Source organism: Streptomyces sp. NRRL S-1022 (genome assembly GCF_000720135.1).
In the GTDB taxonomy this organism is placed as follows: domain Bacteria; phylum Actinomycetota; class Actinomycetes; order Streptomycetales; family Streptomycetaceae; genus Streptomyces.
Genome location: NZ_JOIU01000015.1, coordinates 75941 through 90788, shown reverse-complemented (window position 1 = coordinate 90788; position 14848 = coordinate 75941). Strand labels below are relative to the sequence as shown.

The 14848-nt window shown below is 71.2% G+C and carries 13 protein-coding genes; 11 read left to right on the top strand and 2 right to left on the bottom strand.

The window, feature by feature from the left end:
- Positions 1-37: 37 nt before the first annotated feature.
- The 3 genes from IG05_RS0121955 to IG05_RS0121945 all read left to right on the top strand — a co-directional run bounded on the left by IG05_RS0121955 (position 38) and on the right by IG05_RS0121945 (position 5230).
- Positions 38-1534, top strand: a complete 1497-nt coding sequence (locus tag IG05_RS0121955) for a bifunctional cytidylyltransferase/SDR family oxidoreductase (RefSeq protein WP_030345048.1) — start codon at positions 38-40, stop codon at positions 1532-1534.
- A gap of 159 nt (positions 1535-1693) precedes the next feature.
- Positions 1694-3814 (top strand): hypothetical protein, encoded by a 2121-nt coding sequence (locus IG05_RS0121950; protein ID WP_030345047.1) that lies wholly within the window; start codon positions 1694-1696, stop codon positions 3812-3814.
- 198 nt (positions 3815-4012) lie between these two features.
- Positions 4013-5230, top strand: a complete 1218-nt coding sequence (locus IG05_RS0121945; protein ID WP_037814471.1) for a glycosyltransferase — start codon at positions 4013-4015, stop codon at positions 5228-5230.
- A gap of 70 nt (positions 5231-5300) precedes the next feature.
- Here the strand turns inward: IG05_RS0121945 and IG05_RS0121940 are convergent, their stop codons facing one another.
- The gene (locus tag IG05_RS0121940) at positions 5301-6710 is read right to left on the bottom strand and encodes a polysaccharide pyruvyl transferase family protein (protein ID WP_030345043.1); all 1410 of its coding nucleotides are present in this window, start codon (positions 6708-6710) and stop codon (positions 5301-5303) included.
- Between the two features lie 233 nt (positions 6711-6943).
- Here IG05_RS0121940 and proB point away from each other — a divergent pair, with 233 nt between their 5' ends.
- The 5 genes from proB to IG05_RS0121915 all read left to right on the top strand — a co-directional run bounded on the left by proB (position 6944) and on the right by IG05_RS0121915 (position 12064).
- Positions 6944-8050, top strand: a complete 1107-nt coding sequence (gene proB / locus IG05_RS0121935; RefSeq protein ID WP_030345041.1) for a glutamate 5-kinase — start codon at positions 6944-6946, stop codon at positions 8048-8050.
- 214 nt (positions 8051-8264) lie between these two features.
- Positions 8265-8690 carry a hypothetical protein gene (locus IG05_RS0121930; RefSeq protein ID WP_030345039.1) on the top strand — a complete coding sequence of 142 codons (426 nt, stop codon included), beginning with the start codon at positions 8265-8267 and terminating at the stop codon, positions 8688-8690.
- A gap of 246 nt (positions 8691-8936) precedes the next feature.
- The gene (locus IG05_RS0121925) at positions 8937-10223 is read left to right on the top strand and encodes a glutamate-5-semialdehyde dehydrogenase (RefSeq protein ID WP_030345038.1); all 1287 of its coding nucleotides are present in this window, start codon (positions 8937-8939) and stop codon (positions 10221-10223) included.
- A 93-nt stretch (positions 10224-10316) separates the two neighbouring features.
- Positions 10317-10904, top strand: coding sequence for a hypothetical protein (locus tag IG05_RS0121920; RefSeq protein WP_199808362.1), 588 nt, complete (start codon positions 10317-10319; stop codon positions 10902-10904).
- Positions 10905-10993: 89 nt separating this feature from the next.
- On the top strand, positions 10994-12064 hold the full coding sequence (locus IG05_RS0121915; protein ID WP_030345034.1) for a hypothetical protein: 1071 nt from the start codon (positions 10994-10996) through the stop codon (positions 12062-12064).
- A 346-nt stretch (positions 12065-12410) separates the two neighbouring features.
- Here IG05_RS0121915 and IG05_RS0121910 read toward each other — a convergent pair whose 3' ends face one another.
- A complete protein-coding gene (locus IG05_RS0121910) occupies positions 12411-13496 on the bottom strand; it encodes a M48 family metallopeptidase (RefSeq protein WP_030345032.1) in 1086 nt (361 codons plus the stop codon).
- A 103-nt stretch (positions 13497-13599) separates the two neighbouring features.
- On the opposite strand from IG05_RS0121910, the gene IG05_RS48455 reads away from it, so the two are divergent.
- The 3 genes from IG05_RS48455 to nadD all read left to right on the top strand — a co-directional run bounded on the left by IG05_RS48455 (position 13600) and on the right by nadD (position 14840).
- A complete protein-coding gene (locus tag IG05_RS48455) occupies positions 13600-13764 on the top strand; it encodes a hypothetical protein (protein WP_030345030.1) in 165 nt (54 codons plus the stop codon).
- A 168-nt stretch (positions 13765-13932) separates the two neighbouring features.
- A complete protein-coding gene (locus tag IG05_RS48450; protein ID WP_030345028.1) occupies positions 13933-14097 on the top strand; it encodes a hypothetical protein in 165 nt (54 codons plus the stop codon).
- A gap of 56 nt (positions 14098-14153) precedes the next feature.
- Positions 14154-14840, top strand: coding sequence for a nicotinate-nucleotide adenylyltransferase (gene nadD, locus IG05_RS0121895; protein WP_030345026.1), 687 nt, complete (start codon positions 14154-14156; stop codon positions 14838-14840).
- Positions 14841-14848 lie beyond the last annotated feature (8 nt).

Here is a 14848-nt window from a genome sequence, read left to right as displayed (position 1 = left end):
ATTTCACGGTTCCCTGTCGCCCCAAGGTAGGTCACCTGTGTCCCAGCACATAGCCAAGCCCCGAACCACCGCAGTGATCCTGGCCGGTGGCACCGGTCAGCGGGTGGGTCTGTCGATCCCCAAGCAGCTGCTGAAGATCGCCGGGAAGGCAGTCATCGAGCACACCCTGACCACCTTCGAGAAGGCCGACTCGATCGACGACATCATCGTGCTGATGGCCCCGGGCTATGTGCCGGACGTCGAGAAGATCGTCGCCAAGGCGGGCTTCACCAAGGTGAAGAAGATCATCGAAGGTGGTTCGACGAGGAACGAGACCACCGAGCGCGCCATCTCCGCGCTCCGGGAGGGCCTGGCCGAGGGCGAGGACCTCAACGTCCTCTTCCACGACGCCGTACGCCCGCTGCTCTCGCAGCGCGTCATCGACGACTGCGTGGCCGCGCTGGAGCGCTACCAGGCCGTGGACGTCGCCATCCCGTCCGCCGACACCATCATCGTCACGCGCACGCACGGCGAGGACGGCGAGTTCATCACCGAGATCCCGGACCGCTCCCGGCTGCGCCGCGGCCAGACCCCGCAGGCCTTCAAGCTGTCCACCATCCGCCGCGCCTACGAGGTCGCCGCCTGCGACCCCAACTTCCAGGCCACGGACGACTGCTCGGTGGTCCTCAGGTACCTGCCGGACGTGCCGATCCACGTCGTCGCGGGCGACGAGTACAACATGAAGGTGACCCAGCCGGTCGACGTCTTCATCGCCGACAAGCTGTTCCAGCTCGCCTCCACCGCCGCGCCCGAGCAGAACGGCGAGGAGGCCTACCGCGAACTCCTCACCGGCAAGACCGTCGTCATCTTCGGTGGCTCCTACGGCATCGGCAAGGACATCGCCGAACTCGCCGGGTCCTACGGTGCGAACGTCTACGCGCTGGGCCGCTCCACCACCGGCACCCACGTGGAGAACCCGGAGGAGGTCGACGACGCGCTGTCCAAGGCGTACGCGGAGACCGGCCGGATCGACTACGTCGTCAACACCGCGGGCGTGCTGCGCATCGGCAAGCTCGCCGAGACCGACAACGCCACCATCGAGGAGGCGCTGAAGGTCAACTACCTGGCCCCGGTGCAGATCGCGCGGTCCTCCTACAAGTACCTCGCGGAGACCGACGGCCAGCTGCTGCTCTACACCTCCAGCAGCTACACCCGCGGCCGCGCCGAGTACTCCCTGTACTCCTCCACCAAGGCCGCCATGGTGAACCTCACCCAGGCGCTGTCCGACGAGTGGGCCGGCGACGGCATCCGGGTCAACTGCATCAACCCCGAGCGCACCGCCACCCCGATGCGCACCAAGGCCTTCGGCCAGGAGCCGTCCGGCTCGCTGCTCTCCTCCGAGGCCGTGGCCCGTACCTCCCTGGACGTGCTGCTGTCCGAGCTGACCGGGCACGTCATCGACGTCCGCCAGCAGGACCCGACCGCGGGCGCCGCCCAGGCCTCCGGCTTCGAGCAGGCGCTGGCCACCGTCCTCGACCGCCAGGACGGCGTGTAATAATCAGAGGTAATCAAGCTTTTGGGAATTCAGGCCTCTGTGGGTATCCGTTCACCGGGTATTCGCGGGGGCCTGTATCCGTACCCCACAGGAAATCCCGGCTTCTCCCGACATTCCTGAACAAAACCGGCACTCCCCCCTCCCAGAGCAGGTCTCTCCGTGATATCCACCGCTATTCGCGTCGCCCGGGTGGGCAGCGCGGCCGAGCTGGCCGCGGCGGCCCTCGTGATGCTGGGCTTCCCGGCGCTCATGCTGGCCGCGCTCGTCCCGAGCGTTCCCGCTTTCGCGGCCCTGGCCGCCGTGACGTACCTGGCGGACCACTATCTGCACCGCAAGGGCAGCTACCTGATCAACCGCCTCAGCAAGGTCCGGGCGGGCCTGTCGATCCGCTTCCTGATCCGACAGCTGCTGCTGATCCTGCTGCTGGCCCGCCTGTCCCTCTCGGACGACCTGATCTTCTACGGCGCGGTCGCCTGCTTCATCGCCTTCTACGGCCTCCAGGCCCCGCACGGCGCCCTGGTCACCCTGATCCGCAACCGCCGCCGGATGCCGGTCGCCACCCGCAACATCGACCTGAAGTCCCGCATCCGCATCCCGGACGCCCCGCCGCGCGGGCTGCTGCACCGCTCCGCGGAGAAGATGCTCCACCTCGACCTGTTCGCGGTCGTCGGCATCCTCGTCTCGGCTGAACTGGGCTCCGCCGGCTTCGGCTTCCTCGGCATCGGCCTGACCGTCGGCCTGGGCACCGGCTACATCCTGCGCCTCCTGCCGTACGTGCGCGGCCGGCGGGTCCCGCCGAAGGCCGAGACCGTCCTCGCCGCCGTCGACGACTGGCTGGCCGCCTACCAGCCCGAGACGGTCCTGTACTTCTCCGGCTCCAGGGACTCCGCGTACCAGGTCAACATGTGGCTGGAGACGATGGAGCAGCTGCAGACCCGGCCGCTGATCATCCTCCGCGAGCGTGTCATCCTCAGCAACCTCGCGCCGACCACGGTCCCCGTCATCTGCGTGCCCGGAGGGGTGCACCTGATGAACCTGGACCTGTCCACCGTGCGGGTCGCCCTGTACGCGGCCAACGTCGGCAAGAACATCCACCTGCTGCGCGTGCCCACCATGAAGCACGTCTTCATCGGCCACGGCGACAGCGACAAGCTGGCCAGCGTCAACCCGTACAGCAAGGTGTACGACGAGGTGTGGACCGCCGGCCGGGCCGGCCGCGACCGGTACGCCATCGCCGACGTCGGCGTCCGCGACGAGGACATCGTGGAGGTCGGCCGCCCGCAGCTCGCCCCCATCCAGGGCTGGCAGGGCGTGCCCGAGGGCCGCGTCCCGACCGTGCTGTACGCGCCCACCTGGGAGGGCTGGGACGGCAACCCCGGCAACACCTCGATCGTGCTCGCCGGCGAGAACATCGTGAACAAGCTGATCGCGGCCGATCCGCCGGTGCGCGTCCTGTACAAGCCGCACCCGTTCACCGGCACCGTCAGCAAGGAGGCCAAGGCCGCCCACCAGCGCATCACCGCGCTGGTCGAGAAGGCCGCCGCCGAACGCGCCGCCGACTCCCGGTTCACCGCCGACGGTGCCGCCATGGAGCAGGCCAAGGCCGAGCTGGCCCGCATCGAGGCCCGGCTCGACGGGCTGACCGTCGCCGGCGGCACCAAGGGCGACGAGGCCGAGGCCACCCGCGACGGCGTCGTGGACGTGCACCGGCACGCGGAGATCGCCCGGCTGCGCGCCGAGTGGAACGCCGCCTACTGGCGTTCCTTCCCCTCGTACGAGCACCGCGTCATCACGGGCGCCGAGCCGCGCCTGTACGACTGCTTCAACGTCTCCGACGCGATGGTCTCCGACATCTCCTCCGTGGTCTCCGACTTCATCGCGAGCGGCAAGCCGTACGCCGTCACCGACTCCGGCGAGCTGGGCGCCGAGGAGTTCAAGCGGCAGAACACGGCCGTGCGCGCCGCGGTGATCCTGTCCAACAGCGCGGCCGAGCTGGGCGGCCTGCTGGACGCCGTGCGCGACCCGGCGGGCGACCCGCTGGCGGAGGACCGCAAGGAGCTGAAGCAGTACCTGCTCGGCCCCGACGAGCCGAAGTCGATCGACCAGTTCAACACCGCGGTCGCCGACCTCGCCCTCAAGGCCGAGGCCCGCAACGTCGGCCAGCAGTCCCGGCTGGGCGCGGCGAACGCCGACCCCGCCGAGGCGGCCGAACTGACCAACGCGGTGCCGGGCCAGCGCACCGCGTCGGCCGGCGAGACGGACGGCGTCGGCGCGGGCTGACCCCTCCGGCGAACGCGCACCGGGCCCCCGAGGAGCACTCCTCGGGGGCCCTTGTTCTCCCCCGCCCGGGCAGCCCCGTGACATGCCCCACTCTTTGCCTTCCGTAGAGCAACCGCTTCCCCCGGCAGTCCGTCTAACAGATTGCGAATGAGGTGATACGGGGGAAATACTCCGTGATGAGGGGGAAGAGTGACCGTCGTGACGCAGCCTGATGTGAGCGTGATCATCGGGGCGTACGAAGCGATGCCGTACCTGGTCGAGTGCCTGGCATCCGTCGAGGCGCAGACCATCGACCCGGCGCGCCTGGAGGTCATCGCGGTCGACGACGGCTCGACCGACGGCACGGGGGAGTGCCTGGAGGAGTTCGCCGCCCGCGCCCCCATGCGGGTCACCGTGATCCGCCAGGAGAACTCCGGCGGCCCCAGCGGCCCGCGCAACGTCGGCCTGGGCAAGGCGGCCGGACGCTTCGTCTTCTTCCTCGACGCCGACGACCGGCTCGGCCCCGAGGCCCTGGAACGCATGGTCGCCATGGCCGACAAGAACGGCACGGACGTCGTCCTCGGCCGGGTCGAGGGCGTCAACCGCACCGCGCCGAAGTCCATGTGGGGCAAGAACCTCGACCGGGCCGACGTCTTCACCTCGAACATCAAGTTCACGCTCAGCGCGCAGAAGCTGTTCCGCCGCTCCCTGCTGGAGCAGCACGGCATGCGCTTCGACGAGTCGCTGTTCACCGGCGAGGACGCCCTGTTCACGCTGGAGGCGTACCTGCGCGCGGCCGGCGTCTCCGTGCTCGCCGACTACACCTGCTACTACCTGGTCGGCCGCGACGACGGCAAGCACGTCACCAAGAGCGGCAGCTACACCCTGCGCTTCGACTCCGCGCGCGCCCTGATGAAGCTGATCGCCGACATGGTCCCGGCCGGCGACAAGCGCGACCTGCTCATGGTCCGGCCGTTCCTCATCACGCTGCTGCCGCAGTTCGGGCCCAAGTTCCTCACCGACAGCGAAGAGGTCCGCCGGCACAAGTTCGAGCTGGCCAAGCCCCTGATGGACGCCTACTGGACGCCTGGCGTGTCCCGCCGCCTGAAGGTCCACGAGCGGCTGCGGCTGCACCTGGTCGCCGTGCAGCGCGCCGACCTGCTGCTGGACGTCGTCACGTTCGTCAAGGCGAAGAAGCAGGCAGCGGCCGTGCTGGAGAAGCGCGGCACCCGCCTGTACCTGATCTACCCGCACTTCCGGTCCAGAACGGCCCGCATCCCCGACGAGATCTATCTCGCCGACCCCCGCGAGGCCCGCGCCTTCCTGGGCTACCGCGAGGCGGCCGCCAACTCCGTCCCGCGCCGCGCCCTGCGCAAGGCACGGCGGACCCTGCGCCGGATGCTGCCGCGCAAGCCCTTCGGGGCGGCCGCGGCCTGAGCGTCCCCCGCCCGGGTACGACGACCGGGCCCCGGGCCGGTGCGCCAGGGGCCCTCCGCTCCGCCGGAGGCTACTGCCTGCCCGACTGCAGCGCGCGGCGCAGGGGCCGGCCCACCACGCGCCGCGCACGCCGGTAGACGGACGTGGCCGGGGCCGGCACCGCCGCGGCCTTCTGCGCCTTCGTCTTCTGCGACTTCACCAGTTCGCGCCGCAACCGGGCGTTGTCCTCGGTCAGTTCCGTCACCTGGCTGTGCAGCCAGCCGAACCGGCTGCTGAGCGAGGCGAGATCGGTGTCGTTCCACGGCCGGATGCCCGGCGGGAACGACAGCGCGCGCATCCTCCGGTCGAAGGCCGCACCGCCGTCGCCGTGCGTGAAGGTGTTCCGCAGTCCGTTCCGGTCCAGGAACCGCACGAACCGGCCGAAGCGCTCCGCGTGGCCCCCGACCAGCCCGCTCAGGTCCGCCTGCTCGTACAACCGGGCCGGATCCGCCGCCTGGGGATCCTTCGCGGCCCGGTCCAGCCGCAGGTGCGGGATCTCGAAGTAGCGGCACAGCTCCAGCGTGCGCGAGTCCCCGCACAGCACCGTCGCGGGCGTCCCCGCCAGCAGCGCCGCGATGTTGCCGTGGATGCGGGAGCCGAAGGAGAAGTCGAAGGACCGCAGGTCGTCGATCCAGGTGACCGGGTCGACGTACACCCGCACCTTGCCCTCCCGGTACATCGGGTGGTCCGGGTGCGTCGGCATCGCCGTCACGCGGGCGTTCGGGTCCGAGAGGTCCCGCCAGTGCAGCTGCCGGGCGTCGCTGATGTTCTGGCCGACGAAGCACAGGTTCGGGTATTGGGCGTGGGCCCGGCCGATGATCCGGTCCAGGCCCTGTTTCTGCACCGCGCTGTGCGAACCGTTCACCGCGATCCGCGCCTCCGCGGTGAGCTCCGGCGCCTTCTTGCGCACGTCGAGGTCGCCGCCGTACAGGAACATCGACGGGCAGCCGATGATTTCGACGTCCCGGAAGCCCATGTCCCGCAGGTACTGCTCGGTGAACTCGCCGCGCACCCCGATCGAGGCGCTGCGCTCCAGCACCGCCGCGCAGAACTCGCGCACGGACTGCTCCATCGGCTTCAGCCGGGCCGGGTCGTAGCCCAGCCCGGTCTGCGCGCCGACCCCCAGGACCACTACGGGGATCCGCAGCCTGCCGATCAGCCGGGTCAGGCGCTTCAGCCGGCCCTCGAAGGACGGCCGGAAGGCGTTGGCCAGCGGTACGACGAACGCGTCGTACTCCTCGTTGATCCGGGCGGCCGCGGTCACGTCCGTGCCGATGCCGTTGGAGACGACCTCGGTCTCCGGCGTTTCGAGGATCTTGTGCGCCGCGTCGCTGAAGATCAGGTTGCCCGCGTTGGTGGCGATGACGTCCCGGTGGAGGGCCTCTTCGGCGGAGAGGACGTCGTACGGGCTCTTGCCCGAGCGCAGCAGAATGCGCTTCACAGGAGGAACGGTAGGTGACACAAACTTCAACTTATGTTGGGAAGAGATTTAATTTCTACAGGCAACCAACACAACTTTTTTGCCGTACGCAAAAGGTGAGCGAACGGCTACGCTTCGCCTGTCCGGGAGCTGGACCGGTGCGCACCGACCGAACCGCTTCGCGTAGATTGCCGGACAGGCAGCCGGCAACGCGCGAGGGGACCGAGGGCAAGGTGGCAAGGGCAAGGCAGGCCGTGGGCGAGGCCCGCAGGATCGTCGTCAAGGTGGGCTCCTCCTCGCTGACCACCGCCGCGGGCGGTCTGGACGCCGACCGCGTCGACGCACTCGTCGACGTCCTCGCCAAGATCCGCAGCGGCGGCGAGAAGGAGATCGTGCTCGTCTCCTCCGGCGCCATCGCCGCTGGCCTCGCCCCCTTGGGCCTGCGCCGCCGCCCCAGGGACCTGGCCCGCCAGCAGGCCGCCGCCAGCGTCGGCCAGGGCCTGCTCGTCGCCCGCTACACCGCCTCCTTCGCCCGCTACGGCGTCCGCGTCGGCCAAGTCCTGCTCACCAGCGACGACATGAGCCGCCGCGCCCACCACCGCAACGCCTCCCGCACCCTCGACAAGCTGCTCGCGATGGGCGCCTTCCCGATCGTCAACGAGAACGACACCGTCGCCACCGACGAGATCCGCTTCGGCGACAACGACCGCCTCGCCGCCCTCGTCGCCCACCTCGTCCACGCCGACCTCCTCGTCCTCCTCTCCGACGTCGACGGCGTCTACGACGGCGACCCCGGCAAGCCCGGCACCTCCCGGATAGCCGAGGTGCGCGGGCCCGAGGACCTCGCCGGCGTCGAGATCGGCAGCGCGGGCAAGGCCGGCGTGGGCACCGGCGGCATGGTCACCAAGGTGGAGGCCGCCCGGATCGCCGCCGCCGCCGGCATCCCCGTGGTGCTGACCAGCGCCGTCCACGCGGCCGAAGCCCTGGCCGGCGGCGACACCGGCACCTACTTCCACCCCGCCGGCAAACGCTCCGCCGACCGGCTCCTGTGGCTCCAGCACGCCTCCACCCCGCAGGGCGCCCTGATCCTGGACGACGGCGCGGTGGACGCCGTCGTGAAACGGCGCACGTCCCTGCTGCCGGCCGGAATCGCCGCCGTGGAGGGCGAGTTCAGCGCCGGCGACCCCGTCGAGCTGCGGGACCCCGCCGGCCGCGCGGTGGCCCGCGGACTCGTCAACTTCGACGCCAAGGAGATCCCCCGGCTGATCGGACGGTCGACCCGGGAGCTGGCGCGCGAGCTGGGTCCCGCGTACGAACGCGAGGTCGTACACAGGGACGACCTCGTGCTCCTGCACGCCTGAGTCTCGCAAAACAGCTCGTAAAACAGGGCGTAAGGAACGCCCCCGGTGGGGGACGTTCCGTAAAACCCCCACGCGGAGCCCTGCGGCCTGCTCAACTTTCTTCGGGGGACATGTTGAAAGGACGCGTTCCGTCAAGGGGCCGAGCGAGTCGTACGAGGCATGCGCGTCGCGGGTGTCATGCGAGCCATGCGAGCCATGCGTGAAGGAGGCCGTCGTGAGACGAGTGCGCCCTGGGGCGGCGTCCCGCGGTGCTCTGACGAGCGTCGCGGCCGGGGACACCTATGAGGAGCCCAAGGACCTGCCCAGGCTGTGGCACGTCACCCTCAGCGTCTCCGGGGAGAAGGTGCCCCTGCCCGAACTGCGGCGGGCCCTGGAACAGCTCGCCCACGACCACCCCTTCCTGCTGACCAGCAGATACGCGCCCGACCACGCCGAGATCCGGTACTGGGAGGAAGCCCGCGACCTGCACGACGCCGCCGCCGTCGCGCTGCGCCTGTGGGGCGAGCACCGGCAGAGCGCCGGCCTCCCCGCCTGGGAGATCGTCGGCCTGGAGGTCATCGACCGCGAGACCTACCACCACCGCATCGCCGAGGGCTACGGTCCCGCACCGGCGACCCCGGTGGGAGTCCACCCGTTCTGACCCGGGGGAGGGGCGGCCCGCCGCCGAGGCCGAGGCCGGGCTGGGGTCGCCGCCGGGGCAGGGCCGATCGCAGCGTCGGAGCGGCACCCTGGGTGGCGTCGGGTGCGTGGCCGGGGCGGGACGCGGGGCACGGGCGGGACGCGGGGCGGAGGGCGGGACGCGAGGGGCGGGGTTCACCCGTTTTGCGGCGTCTCGGGGTGTGGGACGACCGCTGAACCGCCGTGCCCCGCCCACTACCCTTCCCTCATGACCACGCTTTCTCCGTACGACTCGATGTCCCCGGTCACCCAGGCCGCCTACCGGGCCAAGGCCGCCGCCGCCGACCTCGCGCCGCTCCCGCGCGCCGTGAAGGACGACGCGCTGCTCGCCATCGCCGACGCCCTGGAGGTCCGGACCGCCGAGATCGTCGAGGCCAACGCCAAGGACGTGGCCAAGGCCCGGGAGAGCGGCACCAGCGAGGCCATCGTCGACCGGCTCACCCTCACCCCCGAGCGAGTCCGCGCCATCGCCGCCGACGTCCGCGACGTGGCGAAGCTGCCCGACCCGGTCGGCGAGGTGGTCCGCGGCTCCACCCTGCCCAACGGCATCGACCTGCGCCAGGTCCGCGTCCCGCTCGGCGTCGTCGGCATCATCTACGAGGCCCGCCCGAACGTCACCGTCGACGCCGCCGCCCTCTGCCTGAAGTCCGGCAACGCGGTCCTGCTGCGCGGCTCCGGCTCCGCCTACGAGTCCAACACCGCCCTCGTCCGGGTGATCCGCGACGCCGTCGGCGGCGCCGGCCTGCCCGCCGACGCCGTCCAGCTGGTGCCGGGCGAGAGCCGCGACTCCGTCCGCGAGCTGATGCGCGCCCGCGGCCTGGTCGACGTCCTCATCCCGCGCGGCGGCGCCTCCCTGATCCAGACCGTGGTCAACGAGTCCACGGTCCCCGTGATCGAGACCGGCACCGGCAACTGCCACGTCTACGTCGACTCCCAGGCCGACATCGACACGGCCATCGAGATCCTGATCAACTCCAAGGCCCAGCGGGTCAGCGTCTGCAACGCGGCCGAGACCCTCCTCGTCCACCAGGACATCGCCCCCGAGTTCCTGCCGCGCGCCCTGGACGCCCTCGCCGAGGCCGGCGTCACCGTCCACGCCGACGAGCGGGTCATGGCCTACGCCAAGGACTCCAAGGCCACCGTGGTCGAGGCGACCGCCGAGGACTGGGAGACCGAGTACCTGTCCTACGACATCGCCGCCGCGGTGGTGGACTCGCTGGACAAGGCCGTCGAGCACATCCGGCTGTGGACCTCCGGCCACACCGAGGCCATCGTCACCACCTCCCAGCAGGCCGCCCGCCGCTTCACCCAGCTGGTCGACTCCACCACCGTCGCCGTGAACGCCTCCACCCGCTTCACGGACGGCGGACAGTTCGGCTTCGGCGCCGAGATCGGCATCTCCACCCAGAAGCTGCACGCCCGCGGCCCGATGGGCCTGCCGGAGCTGACCAGCACGAAGTACATCGTCACCGGCGACGGGCACGTACGCCGCTGAAGTTCACCCGTCCGGCCGTGGGCTCCGCTGCCCGCGGGCCCTGGCCGGAAGGCGTCCCACCAGGCAGACGAATTTCCATACCGTCTGCCCAAATTGACCCCCCAGGTCTACTCTGGATCCGTGCCGGAGGACGTGGGGGGCACGCCGTTCCCTGACGGCTGGGACCCCGACGACGACCGCGGGGTGTCGGACGAAGAGTTCGCCTCCGTGGTCTTCGACGAGGCCTTCGTACGGGCGGCCACGGTCCACGAGCCGACCGCCGTGGAACGCCTCCTCGCCGCCGCCCAGGCCCGCGCCGAGGCCTCCGAGGCGGAGGCCCGCCGCGCCCACGCCCGAGGCGAGCGCTACGACGACTACGGCCCCGACGGCGCCGGATTCAGCCAAGATCACGACGATGACGAGCTGGACGACGCCTACGTCCTCGGCGACCACGGCATCTTCGGTCCGTACGGCAAGCAGGTCCGCTGGCACCGGCCCGTGGCCTGGGTCCTCGCCGTGGTGATGGGCGTCGGCATGGTCGCCCTGGCCTTCGCCGCCGTCTACCGGGGAAGCTCCCCAGGCACCCGCGACCGGGTCCCCGCCCCCGCCTCGACCGGCCTCGAACAGGGCGGCGCCCCCGTTACCCAGGTCCCCGCCGACCCCTCCCGGCCGGCCGTCTCGGCCATCCCGCCCGCCCCCTGAAAAGCCCCGCCCGAACCTGGTGAGAACCTGTCAGAAGTTGTGGCGGGACGGGGCGTTTACCCGAGCCTCACGAGACCTACCCTGAAAGTATGGGCGGGCCTGGAGACCCACCGGAGGGGACACCCGAGGGCGGCCCCGGCGGTGCGGAGGACGAATACCGATCCGTCGTCTTCGACGAGTCGTTCGTCCGTGCTGCCCGCCTCCAGGAGTTCTCCGCCAAGGAGCGGATGACCGACCACGCGCCCGCCGTCCGCCGCCGCCCGCCCCTGCACCGCGGACTCACCCGGCAGGTCCTGATCCTCGTCGTGCTGATCGCCATCGCCTTCGGTACCGCGATCTACATGGGCATCCGCCACCCCTCCGGCTCCTCGTCGGCCCGGCGGCCCGCGGAGTCCCTGCGGACGACGGTCATCCCGCTCGCCCCGCAGGGCAAGGTGCCCGGCGCCGCCGACGCCGAGGGTCTTTACGCGCGCAGTCCCGCCGCCCCGTTCGACACCGGCGCCGAGGGGATACCCCTGCCGGCCTCGCACGGCACCGCCCACTTCTCCGACAGCCAGGTGGTGACCGCCCTCTCCACCGTCAAGGACTACATCGTCCGCTCCTCGCTCTACCCCGAGGTGCTCACCGGCCGCGAGGTGCGTCCCGCCCGGGCCCTGGTCGACTCCGAGCAGCTCGACCAGTTCGACCAGAGCTTCGACCACCCGGCGGCGGACGGCCGGCACGCGCCCACGGGCTGGGTGGTCCGCATCGACCCCGCCCGGGCCCGGCTGGCCGACGACAGGATCCGTGTCTCCGGCAGCCTGCGGGCCACCGAGGCCGACTCGGCGACGCTGGAGGTCACCGCCGACCACACCTTCGTCTACGCCCTGCGGCCCACCGGCGCCTCCTCCGGTGCCCCCGCCTCGCTCTTCACGGTCCGCCGCGCGGTCACCTTCCACGTCGACCGTGACGACCTGCGCACCCACCAGGTCCAGCTGATCGCCTCCTACGTCCAGGCAGGCCCCCTCGCCTGCGCCGAGGACTCCGCCGCCTACCTCCGCCCCCTCCTGGCCGGTCAGACAGCCAGGTCAGGCGGCCCCGCGGGAACCAACCCCTACGAGACGGACAGCGCCCCGGCCCTGTGCGGCACGCTCGCCACCGCGGCCCAGCCGAAGACCTGAGGCACCGGGGCCTCCTCCCGGCGGCGGGCGGGGGTGCTGGGCTCCAGTGCCGAGCGCGGCGGGGCCGGGGTACGGGGTTCCGGTGCCGGGGGCGGTGCTGGGCGGGGGTGTGGGGGTCCCGGTGCCGGGTGCGGCGGAGGGTGGGGGTGCGGGGCTCCGGTATCGGGTGGGGTGCCGAGCGGGGCGCGGGGTCCCGGTGCAGGGCAGGGCAGGGCTGCGGGGCCCCGTACCGAGCGCGGCGGAGGGCGGGAGCGCCGGGCGGTGCGGGGCGGCTGGCCGCGTGCCGGGCGGGAGCCCGCGGTGCTCGGCCGAGCCCGTCGGGTACGGGTCCGGTGCCGCCCCTCGCCTACTCCTCGTCCCCGCCCGGGGTGTCCCCCTTGGCCGGCGGCGGGCTCCGGAAGCCGTCGAAGCCCCGGCGGACCCGTCCGCCCAGGTCGCCCGCGCCGCCCGCGAGGTCCGTGACCAGCTTCATCAGCGGGTCCTTGGAGTCCTTCACATCGCTCGCGTAGCTGGCCGCCGACTCACGGAACGAGTCGCTGACGGAGGTGTCCTTGTCCTCGCTGCGTCGCGGGTAGTGACCGTCCATGATCCGCTGGTAGTCCCGGGACTCCGCCCACTTCTTCAGCTCGGCGGCCCGCACGGTGGTGAAGGGGTGCGAACGGGGCAGCACGTTCAGGATCTTCAGTACCGAGTCGCGCAGATCGCCCCCGGATTCGTACTCCTCGGCCTGCTCCAGGAACGCGTCCACGTTCATCTCGTGCAGATGGTTGCCGCCCGCGATCTTCATCAGGCCCCGCATCGCGGCCCGGACGTCCTGCCCGACCAGCAGGCCCGCCCGGTCGGCGGACAGCTCCGACTTGCGGAACCACTCCCGCAGCGCCGTGATGATCGCCATGAGCGCGAGGTTGCCCAGCGGGATCCAGGCGACCTTCAGCGCGAGGTTCGTCAGGAACAGCAGGATGGTCCGGTAGACCGCGTGCCCGGACAGCGCGTGCCCCACCTCGTGCCCGACGACCGCCCGCATCTCCTCCTCGTCGAGCAGTTCCACGAGCCCCGTGCTGATCACGATGATCGGCTCGTCCAGGCCGATGCACATCGCGTTCGGCTGCGGATCCTGTGTGACGTACATCGGCGGGACCTTCTCCAGGTCCAGGATGTAACAGGCGTCCAGCAGCATGTCGTGAAGGTGCGCGAACTGCCGCTCGGAGACCCGCACGGAGTCCGACAGGAACAGCAGCCTGAGACTCCGCTCCGGCAGGAGCCCGCTGAGCGCCTTGAAGACCGTGTCGAACCCGCTCAGCTTGCGCAGCGCGACCAGGGCCGAGCGGTCGGCCGGGTGCTCGTACGCGCGCGTGGAGATCCCGGGGAAACGCCTGCGCTGCCTGCTCGGCACCCGCTCGTGCCCCGTGCCCTGCCGGCCGTCGTCGGACATGTCTTCCCCCATGTGCGTGTGAGTGCCCACCGTGCCCCCGAGGCGAGGGCCAGCCTAGGCGGAGATACCGTGGACGGGCAGTACACCCGAAGGAGTCCCCGCCATGGAGCACCACCCCGCAGCCGCACGGCTGACCGAGGCCGCATCGAGCGCCGTCCAGCAGCACGGATCGGGAAACCTGCTCCGCATCGTGCTGATCGTGATGTTCCTCGGCTGTGTACTGACCGCGTGGTTCCTGCTGCGCGGCTACAAGCGGAAAGACGACTGACGGACGGGGAAAGTTCCCCGCCGCCGCGCGGCCGGCGATCTCCGCCGCGGCCCGGCCGCCGGCACCCTCCGGCCCCAACGGCGGGAGTCGGCGTGATCGCCCCACGGCCGCCCGCTTACGATGAGCCGACATCTTTATTCCGCCCACACGCGATAGGTCCTGCCGAAGATGAGCTTCCACAGCGCCGCAGCCCAGTTGGTCACCCTTGCCGCCGAGGGCGGGGAGCACGGCGGAAACCACAACAGCCTGAACCCGGCCGTCACCGGCGGCGGAGCCCTGGTCATCCTGCTCCTGCTGCTGTGGATCACCACGCGCTTCAACCGCGACCGCTGAGCGGGGAACCCGTCCCCGGCCGGACGTCCGAGACCGGGCCGGTAGGGTCTGCACGCATGGGAGAGCAGGACATGCCTACCGGTCCGGCGCACGAGACGGCCGACGACACGGTGAAGCACCCGCAGTACGGACCGGGCGACGGCCCCGTCCACACGGGCAAGCGGCGCCTGGGCGTCATGGGCGGGACGTTCGACCCGATCCACCACGGGCACCTCGTGGCGGCCAGCGAGGTCGCCGCACAGTTCCAGCTGGACGAGGTGGTGTTCGTGCCCACCGGCCAGCCGTGGCAGAAGTCCCACCGCAAGGTCTCCCCGGCCGAGGACCGCTACCTGATGACGGTCATCGCGACCGCCGAGAACCCGCAGTTCTCCGTCAGCCGCATCGACATCGACCGCGGCGGGCCCACCTACACCGTCGACACCCTGCGCGACCTGCGGGCCCTCAACCCGGACACCGACCTCTTCTTCATCACCGGCGCCGACGCCCTCGCCCAGCTGCTGACCTGGCGCGACTCGGCGGAACTGTTCTCCCTCGCGCACTTCATCGGCGTCACCCGACCCGGCCACCACCTGACCGACCCAGGCCTGCCGGAGGGCGGCGTCTCGCTCGTGGAGGTGCCGGCGCTCGCCATCTCCTCCACGGACTGCCGTGCGAGAGTCGCCAAGGGAGACCCCATCTGGTACATGGTGCCGGACGGAGTCGTGCGCTACATCGACAAGCGCGAGCTGTACCGCGGCGAGTGAGCCGAGAG